Source organism: Pseudooceanicola atlanticus (assembly GCF_000768315.1).
In the GTDB taxonomy this organism is placed as follows: Bacteria; Pseudomonadota; Alphaproteobacteria; order Rhodobacterales; family Rhodobacteraceae; genus Pseudooceanicola; species Pseudooceanicola atlanticus.
Genome location: NZ_AQQX01000002.1, coordinates 742,501 through 761,970, shown reverse-complemented (window position 1 = coordinate 761,970; position 19,470 = coordinate 742,501). Strand labels below are relative to the sequence as shown.

At 64.2% G+C, this 19,470-nt stretch carries 22 protein-coding genes; 16 read left to right on the top strand and 6 right to left on the bottom strand.

All coding sequences use genetic code 11. The annotated features are described in order from the left end of the window. The first annotated feature begins 88 nt into the window (after positions 1-88). From ATO9_RS07755 to ATO9_RS07730, 6 genes are all read left to right on the top strand, one after another. Complete coding sequence (locus ATO9_RS07755) at positions 89-1,147, top strand: sugar phosphate isomerase/epimerase family protein (RefSeq protein WP_043747316.1); 1,059 nt, start codon at positions 89-91, stop codon at positions 1,145-1,147. Further along, the gene (locus tag ATO9_RS07750; RefSeq protein WP_043747315.1) at positions 1,144-2,301 is read left to right on the top strand and encodes a Gfo/Idh/MocA family protein; all 1,158 of its coding nucleotides are present in this window, start codon (positions 1,144-1,146) and stop codon (positions 2,299-2,301) included. The genes ATO9_RS07755 and ATO9_RS07750 overlap by 4 nt, the downstream gene beginning before the upstream one ends. Further along, entirely contained in the window at positions 2,298-3,797 is a 1,500-nt protein-coding gene (locus ATO9_RS07745; protein WP_043747314.1) for a sugar ABC transporter ATP-binding protein, read from the top strand. The genes ATO9_RS07750 and ATO9_RS07745 overlap by 4 nt, the downstream gene beginning before the upstream one ends. Next, the gene (locus ATO9_RS07740) at positions 3,794-4,798 is read left to right on the top strand and encodes an ABC transporter permease (protein ID WP_052418161.1); all 1,005 of its coding nucleotides are present in this window, start codon (positions 3,794-3,796) and stop codon (positions 4,796-4,798) included. Before ATO9_RS07745 ends, ATO9_RS07740 begins: the two co-directional genes overlap by 4 nt. Before the next feature lie 24 nt (positions 4,799-4,822). Further along, positions 4,823-5,776 (top strand): ABC transporter substrate-binding protein, encoded by a 954-nt coding sequence (locus tag ATO9_RS07735; protein ID WP_043747313.1) that lies wholly within the window; start codon positions 4,823-4,825, stop codon positions 5,774-5,776. 115 nt (positions 5,777-5,891) lie between these two features. Beyond that, positions 5,892-6,800, top strand: a complete 909-nt coding sequence (locus ATO9_RS07730; RefSeq protein ID WP_043747312.1) for a glucokinase — start codon at positions 5,892-5,894, stop codon at positions 6,798-6,800. A 3-nt stretch (positions 6,801-6,803) separates the two neighbouring features. Here the strand turns inward: ATO9_RS07730 and dalA are convergent, their stop codons facing one another. Beyond that, the gene (gene dalA, locus ATO9_RS07725) at positions 6,804-7,349 is read right to left on the bottom strand and encodes a divisome-associated lipoprotein DalA (protein WP_043747311.1); all 546 of its coding nucleotides are present in this window, start codon (positions 7,347-7,349) and stop codon (positions 6,804-6,806) included. Positions 7,350-7,517: 168 nt separating this feature from the next. Here dalA and ATO9_RS07720 point away from each other — a divergent pair, with 168 nt between their 5' ends. Then, the gene (locus ATO9_RS07720) at positions 7,518-8,132 is read left to right on the top strand and encodes a L,D-transpeptidase (protein ID WP_043747310.1); all 615 of its coding nucleotides are present in this window, start codon (positions 7,518-7,520) and stop codon (positions 8,130-8,132) included. 140 nt (positions 8,133-8,272) lie between these two features. Further along, positions 8,273-8,452, top strand: a complete 180-nt coding sequence (locus ATO9_RS07715; RefSeq protein WP_043747309.1) for a hypothetical protein — start codon at positions 8,273-8,275, stop codon at positions 8,450-8,452. A 121-nt stretch (positions 8,453-8,573) separates the two neighbouring features. Here the strand turns inward: ATO9_RS07715 and hemH are convergent, their stop codons facing one another. Then, positions 8,574-9,623, bottom strand: coding sequence for a ferrochelatase (hemH, locus tag ATO9_RS07710; RefSeq protein WP_043747308.1), 1,050 nt, complete (start codon positions 9,621-9,623; stop codon positions 8,574-8,576). A 54-nt stretch (positions 9,624-9,677) separates the two neighbouring features. After that, a complete protein-coding gene (locus tag ATO9_RS07705; protein ID WP_043747307.1) occupies positions 9,678-10,508 on the bottom strand; it encodes a methyltransferase domain-containing protein in 831 nt (276 codons plus the stop codon). Positions 10,509-10,519: 11 nt separating this feature from the next. On the opposite strand from ATO9_RS07705, the gene ATO9_RS07700 reads away from it, so the two are divergent. Genes ATO9_RS07700 through ATO9_RS07685 form a run of 4 tightly spaced genes read left to right on the top strand, consistent with a single transcriptional unit; the run spans position 10,520 to position 12,808 of the window. Then, positions 10,520-11,254, top strand: a complete 735-nt coding sequence (locus tag ATO9_RS07700; protein WP_043747306.1) for a ComF family protein — start codon at positions 10,520-10,522, stop codon at positions 11,252-11,254. Positions 11,255-11,284: 30 nt separating this feature from the next. Continuing rightward, entirely contained in the window at positions 11,285-11,542 is a 258-nt protein-coding gene (grxC, locus tag ATO9_RS07695) for a glutaredoxin 3 (RefSeq protein ID WP_043747305.1), read from the top strand. 1 nt (position 11,543) lies between these two features. Then, positions 11,544-12,377 (top strand): carbon-nitrogen hydrolase family protein, encoded by an 834-nt coding sequence (locus ATO9_RS07690; RefSeq protein WP_043747304.1) that lies wholly within the window; start codon positions 11,544-11,546, stop codon positions 12,375-12,377. Next, positions 12,374-12,808, top strand: a complete 435-nt coding sequence (locus tag ATO9_RS07685; protein WP_043747303.1) for a MarR family winged helix-turn-helix transcriptional regulator — start codon at positions 12,374-12,376, stop codon at positions 12,806-12,808. Before ATO9_RS07690 ends, ATO9_RS07685 begins: the two co-directional genes overlap by 4 nt. Positions 12,809-12,811: 3 nt before the next feature. Here the strand turns inward: ATO9_RS07685 and ATO9_RS07680 are convergent, their stop codons facing one another. Next, entirely contained in the window at positions 12,812-13,846 is a 1,035-nt protein-coding gene (locus ATO9_RS07680) for a sodium:calcium antiporter (protein ID WP_043747302.1), read from the bottom strand. A 45-nt stretch (positions 13,847-13,891) separates the two neighbouring features. Then, positions 13,892-14,647 carry a bifunctional 2-polyprenyl-6-hydroxyphenol methylase/3-demethylubiquinol 3-O-methyltransferase UbiG gene (gene ubiG / locus ATO9_RS07675; protein WP_043747434.1) on the bottom strand — a complete coding sequence of 252 codons (756 nt, stop codon included), beginning with the start codon at positions 14,645-14,647 and terminating at the stop codon, positions 13,892-13,894. 49 nt (positions 14,648-14,696) lie between these two features. Here ubiG and pip point away from each other — a divergent pair, with 49 nt between their 5' ends. Both pip and ATO9_RS07665 read left to right on the top strand, forming a co-directional pair. Continuing rightward, positions 14,697-15,680 carry a prolyl aminopeptidase gene (gene pip, locus ATO9_RS07670; protein ID WP_043747301.1) on the top strand — a complete coding sequence of 328 codons (984 nt, stop codon included), beginning with the start codon at positions 14,697-14,699 and terminating at the stop codon, positions 15,678-15,680. Next, a complete protein-coding gene (locus ATO9_RS07665; RefSeq protein ID WP_043747300.1) occupies positions 15,681-16,580 on the top strand; it encodes a glycine reductase in 900 nt (299 codons plus the stop codon). Between the two features lie 70 nt (positions 16,581-16,650). Here the strand turns inward: ATO9_RS07665 and ATO9_RS07660 are convergent, their stop codons facing one another. Continuing rightward, positions 16,651-17,079: a PaaI family thioesterase gene (locus ATO9_RS07660; protein ID WP_043747299.1), complete on the bottom strand. Its 429-nt coding sequence runs from the start codon at positions 17,077-17,079 to the stop codon at positions 16,651-16,653. 204 nt (positions 17,080-17,283) lie between these two features. Between ATO9_RS07660 and rimP the strand changes: the two genes are divergently transcribed. Together rimP and nusA are read left to right on the top strand one after the other, a co-directional pair. Beyond that, the gene (gene rimP, locus ATO9_RS07655) at positions 17,284-17,853 is read left to right on the top strand and encodes a ribosome maturation factor RimP (protein ID WP_043747298.1); all 570 of its coding nucleotides are present in this window, start codon (positions 17,284-17,286) and stop codon (positions 17,851-17,853) included. Between the two features lie 3 nt (positions 17,854-17,856). Further along, positions 17,857-19,467 (top strand): transcription termination factor NusA, encoded by a 1,611-nt coding sequence (gene nusA / locus ATO9_RS07650; protein WP_043747297.1) that lies wholly within the window; start codon positions 17,857-17,859, stop codon positions 19,465-19,467. Positions 19,468-19,470 lie beyond the last annotated feature (3 nt).

Genomic DNA, 19,470 nt, shown 5'->3' with positions numbered 1-19,470 from the left:
TTGTAAACGATTTCATTCTTTGTCACCTTTCTTTGCAAACGATTACATACGCGTTGGAGGAGGAATTCAGCGCGTTTGGGAGGATCAAGTGAAGACACTCAAGGGCCCGGCGCTCTTCCTTGCGCAATTCGCAGGGGACGAAGCGCCGTTCGACAGCTGGAGCGGGATCACCGCCTGGGCCGCGGATTGCGGATACAAGGGCGTGCAGGTTCCCAGCTGGGACAAACGGCTGATCGACCTCGACAAGGCGGCCGAGAGCAAGGGCTATTGCGAGGATTGGGCGGGCCAGGCGCGCGAGAACGGCGTCGAGGTGACAGAGCTTTCGACCCATCTTCAGGGGCAGTTGGTGGCGGTGCACCCGGCTTATGACGCGGCTTTTGACGGGTTTGCCGATGCATCGGTGCATGGCGACCCGAAGGCGCGGCAGGCCTGGGCCGTCAGCCAGGTGGAAAAGGCGATCCACGCCTCGGCCAATCTGGGTCTGACCGCTTTGCCGACCTTTTCCGGTGCGCTGGCCTGGCCCTATTTCTACCCCTGGCCGCAGCGGCCCGCCGGCCTTGTCGAAATGGCCTTTGACGAGTTGGCGGCGCGGTGGCGGCCCCTGTTGGATCTTGCGGACGAGAACGGCATCGACCTGTGCTACGAGATCCATCCCGGCGAAGACCTGCATGACGGCGTCAGCTTCGAGATGTTCCTGGAGCGGGTGAACAACCATCCCCGCGCCATGATGCTCTACGATCCGAGCCATTACGTGTTGCAATGTCTCGATTACCTCGACAACCTCGATATCTACGCGGATCGCATCGGTGCCTTCCACGTCAAGGATGCGGAGTTCAATCCGACCGGGCGCCAGGGCGTCTATGGCGGGTTCCAGTCCTGGGTGGACCGGGCCGGGCGGTTCCGGTCGCTGGGCGACGGGCAGGTCGATTTCAAGGCGATCTTTGCCAAGCTTGCCGCGATGGATTTCGACGGCTGGGCCGTGGTCGAATGGGAATGCGCGCTGAAACACCCCGAAGACGGGGCGCGGGAAGGGGCGGCCTTTGTGCGCGATCACATCATCCGTGTCACGCCGCATGCCTTTGACGATTTCGCCGATGGCGGCGCCGATGATGCGGCCAACCGCAAGATGCTGGGGCTGGACCGATGAGCCGCTTTGCCGAACGCACGGGCCCGATCCGTCTGGGCATGGTCGGTGGTGGGGCCGGCGCGATGATCGGTGGGGTGCACCGGGTTGCCGCGCGGCTGGACGGGGCGTTTCAGCTGGTGGCGGGCGCGCTGTCCTCGACCGAGGAAAAGGCCCGTGCCTCGGCCGCGCAGGTCGGCCTGCCAGAGGACCGGACCTATACCGATTACGTCGAGATGGCCAAGCGCGAGGCGCGGCTGAAGGACGGGATCGAGGCGGTGTCGATCGTCGTGCCGAACCACATGCACCTGCCCGTCGCGCGCGAATTCCTGAAGCGCGGCATCCATGTCATCTGTGACAAGCCGCTGACCGGCACGCTGTCGGATGCGCGCAAGATGCAGGCCGCGGCCGAGAAATCCGAGGCGCTGTTCATCCTGACCCACAATTACACGGGCTATCCGCTGGTGCGCGAGGCGCAGGCCCGCGTCGCAGCCGGAGAGCTGGGGGATCTGCGCCTGGTGCAGGTGGAATACGCCCAGGATTGGCTGGCCGAGGAGCCCGAACCCGACAACAAGCAGGCGTCCTGGCGGACCGATCCCGCGCGTTCCGGCGCCGGGGGTGCGACGGGCGATATCGGGACCCATGCCTGGAACCTGATGCGCTTCGTCACCGGGCTGGTGCCCGAGTCGCTGGCCGCCGATCTGCAAAGCTTCGTTCCCGGGCGGGAGCTGGACGACAACGCCCATGTCATGCTGCGGTTTGACGGTGGGGCGCGTGGCACGCTGTGGTGCAGCCAGGTGGCGGCGGGCGAAGAAAACGGCCTGAAGCTGAGGGTTTACGGAACCAAGGCCGGGCTGGAATGGCGCCAGGAAAACCCCAATGAGCTGCGCGTGACGCCGCTGGGCGGGGCGACGCAGATCATCACCCGGGCCTCTGCCGGGACGAGCGAGGCCTCGCGCCGCCTGACGCGGATCCCGCCGGGCCATCCGGAAGGGTTCTTCGAGGCTTTCGCGAACATCTACGGCGAAGCCGCCCGTGCCATCATCGCCGCCCGCAGCGGACAGCCGGTGCCAGAGGGCGTGCATTTCCCGTCGATCGCCGAAGGGGTCGAAGGAGTGGCCTTTGTCGATGCCTGCGTCCGGTCCTCTCGCCGCAATTCCGCATGGGTGCCGGTATGAGCGCCATCCTCGAAGCGCGGGGCGTGACGCGGTCCTTCGGGCCGATCAAGGTTCTGCACGGCGTCGATTTCTCTCTCGTCCCCGGCGAGGTTCACGCGCTGATCGGGGAAAACGGGGCGGGAAAGTCCACGACGATGAAGATCCTCGGCGGCTATCTGTCCCCGACGGACGGAGAGCTGCTGCTGGACGGAAAGCCGGTGCGCTTTGCCGATCAGAAGGAGGCCGAAGAGGCCGGGATCCTGATGATCCACCAGGAATTCAACCTGGCCATGCAGCTGACGGTCGAGGAAAACCTGTTCCTGGGCCGCGAAAAGCGCAAGGGCCTGTTCCTGGATCACAAGGCGATGCAGGACGAGGCGCGCACGCTGCTGGAGCGGCTGGATTGTCATATCGACCCGCGCACCCGCATCCGCGACCTGTCGGTGCCCAATCGCCAGATGGTCGAGATTGCCCGCGCCATCGGCCGCAATGCCCGCGTGCTGATCATGGACGAACCCACCGCGGTGCTGACGGGGCGGGAAACCGACGTTCTGCTGGACCAGATCGAACGGTTAAAATCCCAGGGTGCGGCGATCCTCTACACCTCTCACAAGCTGGACGAGATCGCGCGCATCGCCGACCGGGTCACGGTTCTGCGGGACGGGGCGCATATCACGACGCGCGCCGCCGAGGGGTTCACCGAACATGCCATGGCAGAGGCGATGGTCGGGCGCGAATTGTCCGACCTGTTCCCGGCCAAGGCCAAGGGCGCCGATGACGTGGTGCTGGAAGTGGATGGCCTGACCGTGCCGGGCAAGGTGCGCGACGCGTCCTTTACCCTGCGGCGCGGCGAGGTGCTGGGCTTTGCCGGGCTGGTCGGTGCCGGACGGACCGAGCTGATGGAAGGCATCGTCGGCCTCCGGCCCGCCACGGGCAGCGTCAAGGTGAACGGCAAGGCGATCAAGGCCGGGTCCGTGCTGGCCGCGCGCGAGGCGGGGCTGGTCTACCTGACCGAGGATCGCAAGGAAAAGGGCCTGCTTCTGGGCAAGTCCCTGACCGAGAACCTGACCCTGCTGGCGCTGGATCGGTTCGGCAAGCTGCGGATCGACAAGGGTGCCGAAGATCAGGCTCTGACAAAGGCGATTTCCGATTTCGATATCCGCGTGAAAGACCGTGACATGGTCGCGGGCAGCCTGTCGGGCGGGAACCAGCAAAAGCTGCTGCTGGCCAAGACGATGCTGGCAGAGCCGCAGATCGTCATCATCGATGAACCGACCCGCGGCATCGACATCGGCACCAAACAGCAGATCTACGATTTCATCGCGGCCCTCGCCGCGGAGGGGAAAAGCGTGATCGTCGTGTCCTCGGAACTGCCCGAGGTGATCGGGCTGGCCTCTCGCGTCGTGGTGATGGGCCGGGGTCATATCGCCGGGGAACTTAGCGGCGAAGACATCACCGAAGATGCCATTCTCCGCCGCGCCATGGGCGTCGGCGAGCTGACCGGAGCAAGCGCATGACCGATACCACCGCAACCCAAAACGAGGCGAAACAGGGTCGAAAACTGCCCTTGCACGCGCTTGGCCCGGTGCTGGCGCTGGTGGCACTGATCATCCTGGGCGCGTCGCTGAATTCCAATTTCCTGAGCTATGGCAACGTGACCAACGTGCTGGCGCGATCCGCCTTCATCGGGATCATCGCGGTCGGCATGACCTTCGTCATTACCGCAGGCGGGATCGACCTGTCGGTCGGATCCATGGCAGCCTTCGTCGCCGGGGTGATGATCCTGGCGATGAACGCCATGATCCCGGTTCTGGGTGTCGGCGTTCCGCTGATCGTCGCGGGCATGGGGGTGGCCCTTCTGGCGGGGATCGCCGCGGGGCTGATAAACGGGTTGCTGATCGCCAAGGTCGGGATCGAGGCGTTCATCGTCACGCTGGGGTCGATGGGCATCTACCGCTCGCTGACCACCTGGCTGGCCGATGGTGGCACCCTGTCGCTGAACTTCGAGGCACGCGGCTTCTACCGTCCGGTCTATTACGACGGCATCCTGGGCATTGCCTGGCCGATCATCGTCTTTGCTCTGGTCGCGATCCTGGGCGAACTGGCGATGCGGAAGACACCGTTCGGCCGCCACTGTGCCGCGCTTGGGGCCAATGAACAGGTCGCGAAGTATTCCGCCGTGAAGGTCGACCGAGTGCGCATGGCCACCTACGTGCTGCTGGGCATGCTCGTCGGTCTGGCCACGATCATGTACGTGCCGCGTCTTGGCTCTGCCTCCGGGTCCACCGGGGTGCTGTGGGAGCTGGAGGCGATTGCCGCCGTCATCATCGGCGGCACCGTCCTGAAGGGCGGCTTCGGCCGGGTCTGGGGCACCGTCGTCGGCGTCCTGATCCTGAGCCTCATCGACAACATTCTGAACCTCGCCTCGATCGTGTCGCCGTATCTGAACGGCGCGATCCAGGGCGTCATCGTCATCCTGGCTGTGGTCTTGCAGCGGGAAGGAAAGTCCGCCGACTGAGCGGCATAATTGGGAGGAAATGCAATGAAACGCAGAGATATTTTCAAGGGGGCCGCGCTTGGCCTGTCCCTCGCCGTCGCGGGCCCCGCGCTGGCACAGGACACCAAGGTTATCGGTGTGGCGATCCCGTCGGCAACCCATGGCTTCATGGGCGGTCTGAACTACCACGCGCAGGCGTCCATCGAACGGCTCGAAGCCACCTATCCCGAGCTTGATTTCGTCCTGGCGACCGCCGGCGATGCGGGCAAGATGGTCAACGACATCGAAGACATGGTCGCGACCCGCAACATCAGCGCGCTGGTCGTGCTGCCCTTCGAATCCGAGCCGCTGACCTCTCCGGTGCAGGCGGTGAAGGAACAGGGCATCTGGGTGACGGTCGTCGACCGTGGCCTGTCGGTCGAAGGGATCGAGGACCTGTACGTCGCGGGCGACAACACCGGCTTTGGCCGTGTGGCCGGCGAATACTTTGCCGAGAACCTGAACGAAGGCGACAACATCGTCGTTCTGCGCGGCATTCCGACGACGCTGGACAACGAGCGCGTGGATGCCTTCACCGCCGCGATCGACGGGTCGGGTATCAACGTTCTGGATATGCAGCACGGCAACTGGAACCGCGACGACGCGTTCAACGTGATGCAGGACTTCCTGTCCAAGTATGACGATATCGACGCCGTCTGGGCCGCCGATGACGACATGGCCGTCGGTGTGCTGGAAGCGATTTCCCAGGCCGACCGCAGCGACGAGATGTGGGTTGTCGGTGGCGCAGGGATGAAGGAAATCATCAAGCGCATCATGGATGGCGACCCGCAGCTGCCGGTGAACGTGACCTATCCGCCGGCCCAGATCGCCACCGCGATCGAGCTGACGGCGCTTGGCCTCGTGTCCGACACGCCGGTTGCCGGCCGCTTCATCATCGGCAGCCAGATCATCACGCCTGAAAACGCAGAGCAGTTCTACTTCCCCGACAGCCCGTTCTGATCGTGGCACCGGATTGTAGATGACCAAGGCGGTCCGGGCGATTGCGCCCGGGCCGTTTTTCGTTTGATGTAGGGCGGATGGAGCCGCCATTCGGATTGCAGAGCAGGAAGATGCGATGACACGACTTGTCGCCGATATCGGCGGAACCAATGCGCGTTTGGCCCTGGCCCAGGGGCACGAGGTGCTGCCCGGCACGCAACAGCGGTTTCGCAACGATGCGCATTCCGGCTTTGACGAGGTGGCGGAGCTTTACCTTGCCGACCATTCCGACCACGGGGTGACCGAGATCGTGGCGGCGATTGCCGGGCCCGTCAGCCCCGAAGAGGGGCACCTGACCAATCGCGGATGGGTGCTGCGCACGGACGATCTGTGTCGGCGCTTCGGCGTGGATCGCGCGGTTCTGGTGAACGATCTGGCGGCGCTTGGCCATGCGCTTCCGGCGCTTGGGCCGGATGAGTTGTTGCCCGTTTTGCCGGGTCACCTGGCCGACCACGCCGATCAGGCGCTGGTGGCGGGCATCGGGACCGGGTTCAACGTGTCGCAGGTTCTCTACCGCGACGGCGTGGCGTCCTGTGGGCGGGCGGAATGCGGGCATCTGTCGGTGCCGGGCAGCGTCGCGGCAGCCCTGCGCGAAAGGCTGGACGCGGAGAAGGCCGCGGACTATGTCACGGTCGAGGATTGCTTTTCCGGGCGTGGCCTGGCGCGAATGTTTGCGGATATGACCGGGCGCAGCGATATCCCTGCGCAGGAGATCCTGGCGACGGATCGCGCCGCGGGGACCGGGTTCAGCAGCTTCTACGCGACCCTGACCGGGCTGCTGGCACGAGAGCTGAGGCTGATCTTCATGCCCGATGCGGGGCTGTATTTCGCAGGGAGTGTCGCGCGGGAATTGCTGACCGGCGACGATATCGCCGCCTTCGAGGCCGCGTTCACCACCGCCACGACGGTCAATCTGCCGCCTACGCCGCCCGTGCGGATCATCCGCGATGACATGGCGGCGCTGAAAGGCTGTGCGCTGGTCTGACGGTCAGGTGCCGGGCTGGGCGTCGGCCGCGGTGCCACCCATGATCATGGTCCACCAGATCTTGCCGTTGTTTTCCTGGTGCCAGGCGAAGCCCATGTTCACGGCGCGGCGGTCCAGGATCACGCGGCGGGTGGCGTCTTCGTCCATCCAGGCCGACAGGGTCTCAAGCTCGGTCTCGTAGGTTTCCGAGATGTTTTCGCCCAGCATCGCGCCGGTATAGCCCACGCGGCGCACCCGGTCGATCGGAGAGGACCCGTCGGAGCCGAAATGCCAGGGGCGATTCTGCCGGGCCATGTCCTGCGAATGGGTCGCGGCGGCGGCGGTCAGGCGGCTGTCGAGTTCGACCGGTCCGGCACCCGACGCAGCGCGCAGCGCGTTCACGGCATCCTGAACTTCGTAGGGAATGGTCGAACGCCCGTTCAGCGGAATGCGATACAGCTTGGGCAAGGGCCGGCCGTCAGCGCCAAGCCGTTGCGGCGACCCCGTATCCATCGGAGCGCAGGCAGTCAGCGCAACAAGCGCCATGGCGATGAAGAGGGGAAGCCGCATGAATTCAGTCCTGACAGGTCGTGAGTACCGCCAACCTCTAACCAATGCTGCGTTGCGATTCAAACCCACATCGGCGTGAGCCTGCCGCATGACGATCCTTTGAATTGCGACTGGTGCCGCCGCGCAATAAGATGCTTACAGATCGATCTTCTTCCGAATAGGTTTAACATGACCAGCCACATCAAAACGCGCCGGGCCTTTCTGGCCGGGTCTGCTGCGGTTCTTGCGTCGCCCGCCCTGGGGCAGACCGAGACCGAAGACACCTATGAAACCCCGTTCCAGAACACCACCGAGGTGGAGCGCGATCCGTCGGAAACCGTCCGGCGCAATATTTCATCTTTCCGGTCGCTGGATTGGCGGCCCTATTTCTCGAACACCCGCAACGGGGCGATCCTGGTCGATATCGACAGCCGCGCCTTGCATTACTGGTCCGAGGACCAGTCGGTCTACAAGCTGTACCCGACCTCTGTCCCGCTGACCGAGGACCTGACGCGCCGTGGCCGGACCTCTGTCGTGCGCAAGGTCGAAGGCCCGTCCTGGCGTCCGACGCCAGCCATGCGCGAGCGTAACCCGGAATGGCCCGCATTCGTCGGTCCGGGCCCGGACAACCCGCTTGGCACCCATGCGCTGTACCTCAGCTGGACCTATTACCGCATCCACGGGACCCATGACACGCGCAAGATCGGACGCAGATCTTCCAACGGTTGCATTGGGTTGTACAACGAGCACATCTCTCAGCTGTTCGCGCTGGCGAAGGTGGGCACCCAAGTGTTGCTAATTTGACGACATTGCGACCGAGTCGCTTAACAGCGACCTAACAAGCATTTGCAATCGCCGAAGAATGCTGGTTAGAACGAGTCACGAGGTAAGTCTTGGGTGCCGGATTGGTGTGTTTGCCGTCCGGCGAATATCTGGAGGATACTATGAAGAAACTCGTTCTCGCCGCCGCTCTGGCAGCCGCTGCTTCGACCGCAACCGCCGGCTCCATGGCTGATCCGGTTATCGAAGCTCCCGTCATCGTCGAAGAAACCACTTCTTCGTCCGCTGGCATCCTGATCCCGCTGCTGCTGCTGGCCGTCGTGGCCGTTGCCGCATCGCGCTAAGATCAGCGAAAGCAATATCGAAAAAGGCGGTGCCTCGGCGCCGCCTTTTTTGTTGCCCTTCGGGGATGTGACAAGGCCGGGGTGACCCGGCCTTTCGCGTTTCAGTTGGCAGGTCCGGGCGTCAGTCGATCCAGCCCTTCAGGTTCGCCTCGATCCGGCCGGCCAGGGCGGTGATATGGGCGTCGTCGTCGTTCAGGCAGGGAATGTAGGTGAAGCTTTCACCCCCCGCATGTTCGAAGCTTTCGCGGATCTCCTCGTTGATCTCTTCCAGCGTCTCGATGCAATCGGCCGAGAAGGCCGGCGCGATCACCGCGATCTTCTTCTTCCCCTGTTCGGCCAGGCGCGCGACCTCTTCGACGGTGTAGGGCTGAAGCCATTCCTCGGGGCCGAACCGGCTCTGGAAGGTCGAGGTGATCTTGTCATCTGCCCAGCCCAGCCGTTCCTTCAGCAGGCGCGTCGTCTTCACGCAATGGCAGTGATAGGGGTCGCCTTCCGTAAGGTAACGGAAGGGCAGGCCGTGATAGGAACAGACGAGGATATCGGGCTGTTCCTCCATCTCCGCATAGGCGCTTTCGACGGATTGGGCGAGCGCGTCGATATAGGCGGGATCGTCGAAATAGGGCGGCAGCGTCCGGGTCGCGGGCTGCCATTTCTCTTCCATCAGGGCGCGGAAGAACTGGTCGTTCGCGGTGGCGGTGGTGGCCCCGGCATATTGCGGATAAAGCGGGCAGAACAGGATCTTGGTACAGCCCGCCGCGACCATGGCCTGAACCTTGGACTTGGTCGAGGGGTTGCCGTAGCGCATGCAGTAATCGACCATCACCGTCTCGCCGTAGCGGTCCTTCAGGGTCTTCTTCAGCTTGGCGGTCTGATCCTTGGTGATCGTCATGAGGGGCGATTCGTTCTCCTCCTCGTTCCAGATCGTCTTGTAGGCGGCGCCGGATTTGAACGGCCGGATCGTCAGCACTATGCCTTGCAGGATGGGCTGCCATTTCCACTTTGGATAATCGATAACCCGTTGATCCGAAAGGAACTCGTTCAAGTAACGACGCATCGGCCAATAGGACGTGTCATCCGGTGTACCGAGATTGGCCAGCAGGACCCCGATCTTTTCGCGCGGGATCGCGGGGTGATCTGCGGGGGCATGGGTCGGGCGGGCGGCGTCGGTCATGTCTGGTCCCTTGTTCTTATGTGCCAGCCGGACTTAGCGGGATGCGGCCGGGGGTCAATCCTTCAGCGGCACTTCGCGCGCATTCAGCGCATCCGCCAGCCGTGACTTGGCAGAGCCGGGGCGCAGCGGTTGCGGCTGGCTATCATCGGGGGCCCATCCGGTCAGGGTGATCAGCTCGAACGTGGCGGGCACGCGGCCATCCTCTGTTCCGAAGGCCTGAACGTAGATCTCGGCGGCGCGGGTCAGCACCTCGCGTCGGGTCGGGCGGCGCAGCCGGGCATCCAGCGCATTCGCCTCGCCCATGGCGCGCAATTCGCGCATCAGGTGCAGCGGCGTTGCATAGGTCGCGGTGAAGGGATGGCCGTCGGCGACCGGAAGGGCCAGCCCCGACCGTTGCAGCAGCGCGCCGAGGTCCCGGATCTCGGCCATGGGCGCGACACGGGGCGACAGCCCGCCCGTCACCTGCGATTCCGCCTGGGCGAGGGCGGCGCGCAATTCATTGAGGCTCTGCCCGCCGGGCAGGATCGCCAGGAACAGGCCGTCGGGTTTCAGGGCGCGGCGGCACTGGATGATCTGGCCGATCGGGTCGCCGGCCCAGTGCAGCGACATCGCGTGGATCACCAGGTCATGGCTTGCCTCGGTCAGGTCCAGCACAGGTTCATCCGCCACGATCCGGGCATTTTCCAACCCAGGCAGACCGGTCCAGGCGTCGGGGTGGCCGGTCACGATGGCTGGCGTCGTAAAGGATCTGTTAACCATGGAGAGGCGATCCTGAACATCCTCGGCGGCCATGTCGTGCAAGAACAGGGCCTCTTTCCGCACCCTAGCGCGGTTGCGGGTCAGGGCGGTGCGATCGGTCAGCCGGGGCGGTTCATTCGGTGTCATGGAGGATAGATATGCGGCTGCGCGGGATCGTGCAAACCTCCATCCGGCTGGTTTATCCGCCGACCTGCCTGACATGCGACACGATGGTCGAGACGGAGGGCGGATTATGCGGCCTCTGCTGGCGGGAAACGCCCTTTATCGACGGCGCGGTCTGCGGCGGATGCGGTGCGCCGCTGGTCGCCGGACCGGTGACGGATGACGTGCTTTGCGACGATTGCCTGCGGGTCCGGCGACCCTGGGCCGCAGGACGGTCAGCGCTGGTCTATCGCGACAATGGGCGGCGGCTGGTGCTGGGCCTGAAACATGGCGACCGGATGGAAGTCGCCCGCCCCGCCGCGCGCTGGATGGCACGAGCTGCGCGCGGGATGGTCACGCCGGACATGATCGTCGTGCCGGTGCCGCTGCACTGGCTGCGGCGGATCAAGCGGCGCTATAACCAGTCCGCGCTGCTGGGCCGGGCACTGGCGCGCGAGATCGGGCTGACCTTCTACGCCGACATGCTGGAACGGCCCCTCGCGACGCCGCCGCTGGACGGGATGAGCCCCGACAAACGGCATGAAACGCTGGAACAGGCCCTGTCGATCAATGGCCGCAGGCAGGGTGATCTGCAGGGGCGCCCGGTCCTGCTGATCGACGACGTGATGACCTCGGGCGCGACGCTTTCCGCCGCGACAGGCGTGCTGCAGGCGGCGGGATCGGGGCCTGTTTCGGTGCTGACACTGGCGCGCGCGGTCAAAGACGCTTAACTATGCCGGGACAAACCCGGGAGTTGCCTCATGAAACCCGTCGAAATCTATACCTCTCCGCTTTGCGGTTTCTGCCACGCCGCCAAGCGCCTGCTGGACCAGAAAGGCGTCGACTACACGGAAATCGACGTGCTGCGCGATGCCGAGCGCAAGCAGGAGATGATCCAGCGCGCCAATGGCGGCTACACCGTGCCGCAAATCTTCGTGGGTCAGACCCATGTCGGCGGCTGCGATGAACTTTATGCGCTTGAGCGGGATGGCAAGCTGGACCCGCTTCTGGCCGCCTGAGATGAAGACCGCACTGCTGCAGATCACCTCTTCGGACGATCCGGAGGCCAACCTCACCATGGTGCGCGACATGGTGCGCGACGCGGCGGGGCAGGGGGCCGGCTTCGTTCTGACCCCCGAGGTCACGAATTGCGTGTCGACCAAGCGGTCGCACCAGGAAGAGGTTCTGGCGCTGCAGGACGACGATGCCTTTCTCGCCGCGATGCGGGAGGAGGCGAAGTCGCTGGACATCTGGCTGCTGCTGGGATCGCTGGCGATGAAGACCGGCGACGCCGACGGACGCTTTGCCAACCGGTCCTTCCTGATCTCGCCTGACGGCGAAATCGCGGGCTGGTACGACAAGATCCACATGTTCGACGTCGAGGTCTCGGCCGAGGAAACCTATCGCGAAAGCGCCGGCTATCGCCCCGGTGACCGCGCGGTGGTTGTCGATACCGGCTGGTCCAAGATCGGGATGAGCGTGTGTTACGACATCCGGTTTCCCGCGCTTTACCGTGTGCTGGCCCATGCAGGCGCGCGCATTCTGACCATTCCCGCGGCCTTTTCGCCCGTCACCGGTGCCGCGCATTGGGAACCGCTGCTGCGGGCCCGGGCGATCGAAACAGGGTGCTTCGTTCTGGCGCCCGCGCAGGTGGGCACCCATCCCGCACAGGCCGGCAAACCGCGCAAGACGTATGGCCACGCCATGGCCATCGCCCCCTGGGGCGAGGTTCTGCTGGATGCGGGGACGGATACCGGCATCTTCATGGTCGATCTGGACCTCGACGAGGTCGACAAGGCGCGGCGGCGTGTCGCCTCGCTTACCCATGATCGCGAGTACACTCTCGTTCCATGACGGACCCGAAGAATGCCCTCGCCATCGCGCTGTTTTCCGAGATCCTGACGGCCGACCAACTGGTGCGCAACCGGTTGTCCAAGGTGATGCCCAAGGGGATGGAGATCTCGCATTTCTCGGTCCTGAACCATCTGGCCCATGTCGGCCATGAACGCACCCCCGCACAGCTGGCCCAGACCTTTCACGTCACCCGTGGCGCGATGACCAACACCTTGTCCAAGCTGGAATGGGCGGGCTACGTCAACATCCGCCCCGATTGGGACGATGCGCGACGCAAGCTTGTCGTGATCTCGAATGCGGGGCGCCTGGCGCGAGATTCCGCGCTCGCCGCGATTTCCCCGATGGTCGAGGAATTGATCGGAGAGCTGGGGACAGACAAGGTGCGGGCCGTCCTGCCGATCCTTCGCGAATTGCGCGGCAAGCTGGAATAGAGCCTATTTCAGCACCTGGATCGCGATCGCCCCGGCATAGATCCCCAGCAGCGCAAGCGAGTCGATGCCCATCTTGACCGGACCATGCCGTTCGCGGGTGATCAGCCCGGCCAGAAGGGCCGCCGTCATCAGCAGGGATACCGCGATCCAGAACACGTCATCCGGCTGGGCCGCGTGATACAGCGACCCGTCGCGATAGGCGCTGTCCGAAAGGGTCAGGAACAGCGTGTCGAACATGTTGCCGCCGATGATCCCGCCCACGGCCAGTTGCAGCGCGCCCCGGCGCACCGCGGCAATGGTCGTCACCAGTTCGGGCAGGGAGGTCGCAACCGCCGTCATCAACGCACCCACGAGCGAGGCCGACAGCCCGACCCGGTCGATCAGGGCCGACCCGGTCTGCGCGATCAACCAGCCCGCCATGCCCATGGCCGCCATCAGAGCGAGGAACTCCGTGACCAGTCGGGGGGTGGATTTCGCGGCGGTTTCGTCCTCTTCATCCTCCGGTTCGTCATGGCGGGTTTCGTCGGTATGGACGGGTTTCCACATCGGTTCCTCGCGCACCTGCTGGCTGACGGCGAGGCCGAAGAGGTAGATCGCCGGGATCACGAAGGATGCTGGGTGGATGCCCCAGATCGTGACCTCGGGCGTGGTCATGGCAATCAGGGGCACCGACAGCAGCGCCATCAGCAAGACGCCCTGGATCAGGTTCGTCGCCTCGGCGGCGGCATGTTCCAGGTTGGCCTTGCGAAAGGTCATGTCGGCAATCGCCAGAAAGGCGGTCTGTGCCGCGATACCCCCGATGGAATTGGAAAAGGCCAGCGATGCGCGTCCGTCCAATGCCGCTGTGACAGACACCACCGTGCCCGACAGCGAAGTGGCCGCCCCCAGGATCACGGCGCCGACCATCGCCTCGCCCAGGCCGGTCCGGTCCGCCAACGTGTCGGCGCGCCCGGTCATGATGACCCCGCAGACGGCGATGACCCCCGCGCTGGCAGCAAACAGAAGAAGGATGACGGGCACGGAGAGGTCAGCGATCATGGCTTTCCAACGCCGGCCATCCCATCGGGTTCCGTCGCTTTCGTGTCAGGCCGGACGCAGCGCGGCGGTCACGTAGTTCACCGAAAGATCGCGATCCGACAGGCGCCATTGCCAGGAAATCGGGTTGAAAACAAACCCCTTGCGATCCACGGGGTCCAGCCCCGCCTGGCGCATCAGGTCGAACAGTTCGTCCGGGGTGATGAACTTGTTCCAGTCATGAGTACCGCGCGGCAGCCAGCGCATCACGACCTCGGCGCCGACAATCGCCATGGCAAAGCTTTTCGGGTTGCGGTTGATCGTCGAACAGATGTGCAGCCCGCCGGGTTTCAGCAGGTTGTGACAGGCGGTCAGGTAGGCCAACGGGTCGGCGACATGTTCGACCACTTCCATGTTCAGCACCACGTCGAAGGATTCTCCGGCATCGGCCAGGGCCTCGGCGGTGGTGTGGCGGTAATCGATGTCGAGCCCGGATTGCTGTGCATGGATCTGGGCCACGGGAATGTTACCGGCGGCCGCATCGGCACCGACCACGGTCGCGCCCAGCCGGGCCATCGGTTCGCACAAGAGCCCGCCACCGCAACCGATATCGAGGATGCGAAGCCCCTCGAACGGGCGGTCACCGGACAGATCCCGGCCATATTCGGCAGCGATCTGGGTGGTGATGTAATCCAGCCGGCACGGGTTGAGCATGTGCAGCGGCTTGAACTTGCCGTCGGGGTTCCACCAATCGGCAGCCATGGCTTCGAACTTGGCCACCTCCGACGGGTCGATGGTGTCGATCACGGGGTCGGTTGATTGCATTTCCTGATCCTTGGGGTCATGCTGTTCGGTAACGTATATAGGGCGGAACATGGACAAGTCCTCGGGCCAAAAGAGCGCATCTTCTTATCTTTTTCCACCGATTGACCCGTTCGATCAGCGCATGATCGATGTCGGGGACGGCCACAATGTCTACATGGAACAATCGGGCAATCCCGATGGCCATCCGGTGGTGGTCCTGCATGGCGGGCCCGGCGGCGGGTGCAGCCCGGCGATGCGGCGGTATTTTGACCCCAATCATTATCGCGTGATCCTGTTCGATCAGCGCGGCTGCGGCCGGTCCCGGCCCCATGCCAGCGTCGAAAACAACACGACTTGGCACCTCGTCGCCGATATCGAACGCATCCGCGAGGAGCTGGGCATCGACAAATGGGTCGTCTTCGGCGGCTCTTGGGGGGCGACGCTGTCGCTGCTCTACGCCCAGACCCATCCCGAACGGGTGCTCCACCTGGTGTTGCGCGGTGTCTTCCTGATGACGCGGCGGGAACTGGACTGGTTCTACCAGGGCGGGGCCGGATCCTTCTGGCCCGAGGCGTGGGCCCGGTTCCAGGATCCGATCCCCGAGGACGAGCGCCACGACATGATCGGCGCCTACAACAAGCGCCTCTTCTCGGGCAACATGAAGGACGAGGTTGCCTTTGGCCGGGTCTGGTCGGGCTGGGAAAACTCGCTCGCCTCGATGCGGTCGGCGGGGATGGGCGGTGAGGCGCCGGGCGATTACGCGCGCGCCTTTGCCCGGCTCGAAAACCACTATTTCAGCAATTTCGGCTGGTTGGAGGAGGATCGCCAGATCCTCAACAACATGGACCGGATCGCGCATATTCCCGGCGTCATCGTGCAGGGCCGCTACGACATGATCTGCCCGCCGGTCATGGCGTACGAACTGGCCTCGCGCTGGCCGCACGGAGAGCTTCAGATCGTGGGCGACGCCGGCCATGCACTGTCCGAGCCTGGTATCTCGGCCGAACTGGTCCGCGCCATGAACCGCATCGCCACCGATTCCCTGGGCAGCTGAATGACCGACCCCATCGACGTTCCGATCCGTTACATGCAGCGCACCCGCGACTGGTACCTCGCGCTTGGTTTCGACAACCCCTATGTCTGGGCGCATCACGTGGATGCGCCGTTCCAACCGCTGAAAAAGCCGTTGCAGGACATGCGGTTGGCCTTGATCACCACGGCCGCGCCGTTTCAGCCGGACAAGGGCGACCAGGGGCCCGGCGCGCCCTATAACGCGGCGGCCAAGTTCTACGAGGTCTATTCCGGCGACGTGTGCCAGGACCACGACCTGCGGATTTCCCACATCGCCATCGACCGCGATCACAACGCGATGAAGGACCCCAATGCCTGGTTCCCGCTGCCTGCCCTGCGCGCGGTGGAAGGTAAGAGCTTCGGGGCGTTGACGCCACGCTTTCACGGGCTGCCGACCAATCGCTCGGTCCGCCACACGATGGAGGTCGACGCGCCCGAGATCCTGCGCCGCTGCCGGGAGGACGGGGCTGAGGCCGCGCTGCTGGTGCCGAATTGCCCGGTCTGCCACCAAAGCGTCAGCCTGATCGCCAGGTACCTGGAAGAAAACGGAATTTCCACGGTCGTCATGGGTTGCGCAAAGGATGTGGTCGAACATGTCGGCGCGCCCCGCTTCCTGTACTCGGACTTCCCGCTGGGTCATGCCGCGGGCAAGCCGTTCGACGCGGAATCCCAGGCGCAAACCCTTGATATAGCGCTGAAAACCCTGTCCCAGGCGCCGGGGTCGCGGACCACGGTGCAAAGCCCGCAGCGGTGGTCCGACGATCCGGCATGGAAGCTCGACTATTCCAACCCGGCCACCCGCAGCGCCGAGGAAATGGCCGCGCACCGCGCCAAGGCCCATGCCGATCGGGAGATCGCCCGGAAGGTCCGGGAAACCACCTAACCTCTTCATCTTGCAAGAAATACTCCGGGGGAGTCGCCCGCAGGGCGGCGGGGGCAGAGCCCCCTGACCCTCAGGGTTTGGCGCGGAGCTTTTTCCAGGTGCCGTTGGCCTTGCCGATGGCGTCGTCGCCGACCATCACGCGGGCCTCCATGAAGAACAAGCCCTTGGTTTCATGGGTGATTTTTGGATGAAGCTCGATGAATGACCCGAGCCGCGCGGCGCCAAGGAAATCGTAGCTGAAGCTGACGGTGGCAATCGGCCCGCCATGTGTCACGCGGGCGATGCGACCCATGCCGCGATCGGCCAGGGTCATCAGCATGCCGCCCTGGACTACTCCGTTGAGATTGCGGTGATATTCGGCGGCGCGGAAGCCGATCCATTGCGGCTGACCTTCGACGTCGCGGCTGTAGATCGGGCCGACATGGCCGATGAAACCGGTATCGTCGAGCGGGATCCAGAGGTCGTCGGGGGGCAGCAGATCGTGGGCAGAATCGGGCATATGTATCGCGTCGGTATTACGTCGGTATCGTGTCGGTGCCTGCCTAGCATGGGCGGATCAGGGAGGGGAGACGTACAATCCGCTTGCGATTCGGGACGGACGCGCCTATATGCCCCTCAACAGCGGCGCGCTGAGGCTCAGGCCAAAGGCTCCACCGGAAGTTTCAACGGGCCGCGCGCCCGTTTTTTTGTTCCCGGAGTCCGCATGGACCTTATCGCCAAAACCGCCATCGACCGCCGCATGGCCGAGATCGTGAGCCCCGTCATCGAAGACATGGGGTTCGAACTGGTCCGGCTGCGGATGCTGGGTGGCAATACCAAGACGCTGCAGATCATGGCCGAACGTCCCGACGGCGGGATCGAGGTCGATGAATGTGCCGAAATCTCGAACGCGGTCAGCGCGGTTCTCGATGTCGAGGACCCGGTCACCGATCCCTACACGCTGGAAGTGTCCAGCCCCGGGATCGACCGGCCGCTGACCCGCCTGAAGGATTTCGACACTTTCGAGGGTTACGAAGCCAAACTGGAAACGACCGAGCTGATCGACGGCCGCAAACGCTTCAAGGGCGTTCTGGCGGGTGTCGAAGGCGACGAGGTGCTGATCAATATCGAGGAAGGCACCGTGGGCTTACATTTCGACTGGCTGGCCGATGCCAAGCTGGTTCTCACCGACGAGCTTATCAAAGAGATGCTGAAGGCGCGCAAAAACGCCGGGCAGATCGACGAAGGCCAGTTTGACGATATCGAGACAGATACAGGTTCCGAGGAGGACTGACACATGGCGATTACCTCTGCCAACCAGCTTGAACTGCTGCAAACCGCCGAGGCGGTCGCGCGCGAGAAGATGATCGACCCGGGCCTCGTCATCGAGGCCATGGAAGAATCCCTCGCCCGGGCCGCAAAGAGCCGCTACGGCGCCGAGATGGACATTCGCGTGTCCATCGACCGCAAGACCGGCCGCGCCACCTTCACCCGCGTCCGCACCGTGGTCGAGGACGAGGAGCTGGAGAACTACCAGGCCGAGATGACCGTGCAGCAGGCCAAGCAGTACATGGCCGATCCGCAGGTCGGTGACACCTATGTCGAAGAGGTTCCGCCGGTCGACATGGGCCGGATCGCCGCGCAATCGGCCAAGCAGGTCATCCTGCAGAAGGTCCGCGAAGCGGAACGCGATCGCCAGTACGAGGAATTCAAGGACCGCGCCGGCACCATCATCAACGGTGTCGTCAAGCGCGAGGAATACGGCAACGTCATCGTCGATGTGGGCCAGGGCGAAGGCATCCTGCGCCGCAACGAGAAGATCGGCCGCGAAAGCTATCGCCCGAACGACCGTATCCGCTGCTACATCAAGGATGTGCGCCGCGAACAGCGTGGCCCGCAGATCTTCCTGTCGCGGACCGATCCGCAGTTCATGGCCGAGTTGTTCAAGATGGAAGTGCCCGAGATCTACGAGGGCATCATCGAGATCAAGGCCGTCGCCCGTGACCCCGGGTCGCGCGCCAAGATCGCCGTGATTTCCTATGACGGGGGCATCGACCCGGTCGGCGCCTGTGTCGGTATGCGCGGGTCGCGTGTGCAGGCCGTCGTGAACGAGCTTCAGGGCGAGAAGATCGACATCATCCCGTGGAACGAAGACCAGCCGACCTTCCTGGTGAACGCGCTGCAGCCGGCCGAAGTGTCGAAAGTGGTTCTGGACGAGGAAGCCGAGCGGATCGAGGTCGTCGTGCCCGACGAGCAGCTGAGCCTTGCCATCGGCCGCCGCGGTCAGAACGTGCGCCTGGCGTCCCAGCTGACCGGTCTGGATATCGACATCATGACCGAGGAAGAGGAATCCGCCCGCCGCCAGAAGGAATTCGAGGAACGCACCAAGCTGTTCGTCGACACGCTGGACCTGGACGAATTCTTTGCCCAGCTGCTGGTTTCGGAAGGGTTCACCAACCTCGAAGAGGTCGCCTATGTCGAGATCGACGAATTGCTGGTGATCGACGGTGTCGACGAAGATACCGCGAACGAGCTGCAGGCCCGTGCCCGCGACGTTCTGGAAGCCCAGGCCAAGGCCGCGCTTGAGAAAGCCCGCGAGCTGGGCGCCGAGGACAGCCTGATTTCCTTCGAGGGTCTTACCCCGCAAATGGTCCAGGCCCTGGCAGAGGACGACGTCAAGACGCTTGAAGAATTCGCGACCTGCGCCGACTGGGAACTGGCCGGTGGCTGGACCAGTGTCGATGGCGAGCGGGTCAAGGATGACGGTATCCTTGAACCCTTCGACGTGTCGCTGGAAGAGGCGCAGCACATGGTGATGACCGCCCGCGTCCTGCTGGGCTGGGTCGATCCCGCCGAACTGGAAGCCGAAGAGGCATCCGAAGAGGTCGAAACCCAGGCGGACGCCTGAGAA

Coding starts and splice junctions, on each gene's coding strand:
- ATO9_RS07750 (WP_043747315.1), top strand. CDS start 1,144: ATGAGCCGCTTTGCCGAACGCACGGGCCCGATCCGTCTGGGCATGGTC.
- ATO9_RS07745 (WP_043747314.1), top strand. CDS start 2,298: ATGAGCGCCATCCTCGAAGCGCGGGGCGTGACGCGGTCCTTCGGGCCG.
- ATO9_RS07740 (WP_052418161.1), top strand. CDS start 3,794: ATGACCGATACCACCGCAACCCAAAACGAGGCGAAACAGGGTCGAAAA.
- ATO9_RS07735 (WP_043747313.1), top strand. CDS start 4,823: ATGAAACGCAGAGATATTTTCAAGGGGGCCGCGCTTGGCCTGTCCCTC.
- ATO9_RS07730 (WP_043747312.1), top strand. CDS start 5,892: ATGACACGACTTGTCGCCGATATCGGCGGAACCAATGCGCGTTTGGCC.
- dalA (WP_043747311.1), bottom strand. CDS start 7,349: ATGCGGCTTCCCCTCTTCATCGCCATGGCGCTTGTTGCGCTGACTGCC.
- ATO9_RS07720 (WP_043747310.1), top strand. CDS start 7,518: ATGACCAGCCACATCAAAACGCGCCGGGCCTTTCTGGCCGGGTCTGCT.
- ATO9_RS07715 (WP_043747309.1), top strand. CDS start 8,273: ATGAAGAAACTCGTTCTCGCCGCCGCTCTGGCAGCCGCTGCTTCGACC.
- hemH (WP_043747308.1), bottom strand. CDS start 9,623: ATGACCGACGCCGCCCGCCCGACCCATGCCCCCGCAGATCACCCCGCG.
- ATO9_RS07705 (WP_043747307.1), bottom strand. CDS start 10,508: ATGACACCGAATGAACCGCCCCGGCTGACCGATCGCACCGCCCTGACC.
- ATO9_RS07700 (WP_043747306.1), top strand. CDS start 10,520: ATGCGGCTGCGCGGGATCGTGCAAACCTCCATCCGGCTGGTTTATCCG.
- grxC (WP_043747305.1), top strand. CDS start 11,285: ATGAAACCCGTCGAAATCTATACCTCTCCGCTTTGCGGTTTCTGCCAC.
- ATO9_RS07690 (WP_043747304.1), top strand. CDS start 11,544: ATGAAGACCGCACTGCTGCAGATCACCTCTTCGGACGATCCGGAGGCC.
- ATO9_RS07685 (WP_043747303.1), top strand. CDS start 12,374: ATGACGGACCCGAAGAATGCCCTCGCCATCGCGCTGTTTTCCGAGATC.
- ATO9_RS07680 (WP_043747302.1), bottom strand. CDS start 13,846: ATGATCGCTGACCTCTCCGTGCCCGTCATCCTTCTTCTGTTTGCTGCC.
- ubiG (WP_043747434.1), bottom strand. CDS start 14,647: ATGCAATCAACCGACCCCGTGATCGACACCATCGACCCGTCGGAGGTG.
- pip (WP_043747301.1), top strand. CDS start 14,697: ATGGACAAGTCCTCGGGCCAAAAGAGCGCATCTTCTTATCTTTTTCCA.
- ATO9_RS07665 (WP_043747300.1), top strand. CDS start 15,681: ATGACCGACCCCATCGACGTTCCGATCCGTTACATGCAGCGCACCCGC.
- ATO9_RS07660 (WP_043747299.1), bottom strand. CDS start 17,079: ATGCCCGATTCTGCCCACGATCTGCTGCCCCCCGACGACCTCTGGATC.
- rimP (WP_043747298.1), top strand. CDS start 17,284: ATGGACCTTATCGCCAAAACCGCCATCGACCGCCGCATGGCCGAGATC.
- nusA (WP_043747297.1), top strand. CDS start 17,857: ATGGCGATTACCTCTGCCAACCAGCTTGAACTGCTGCAAACCGCCGAG.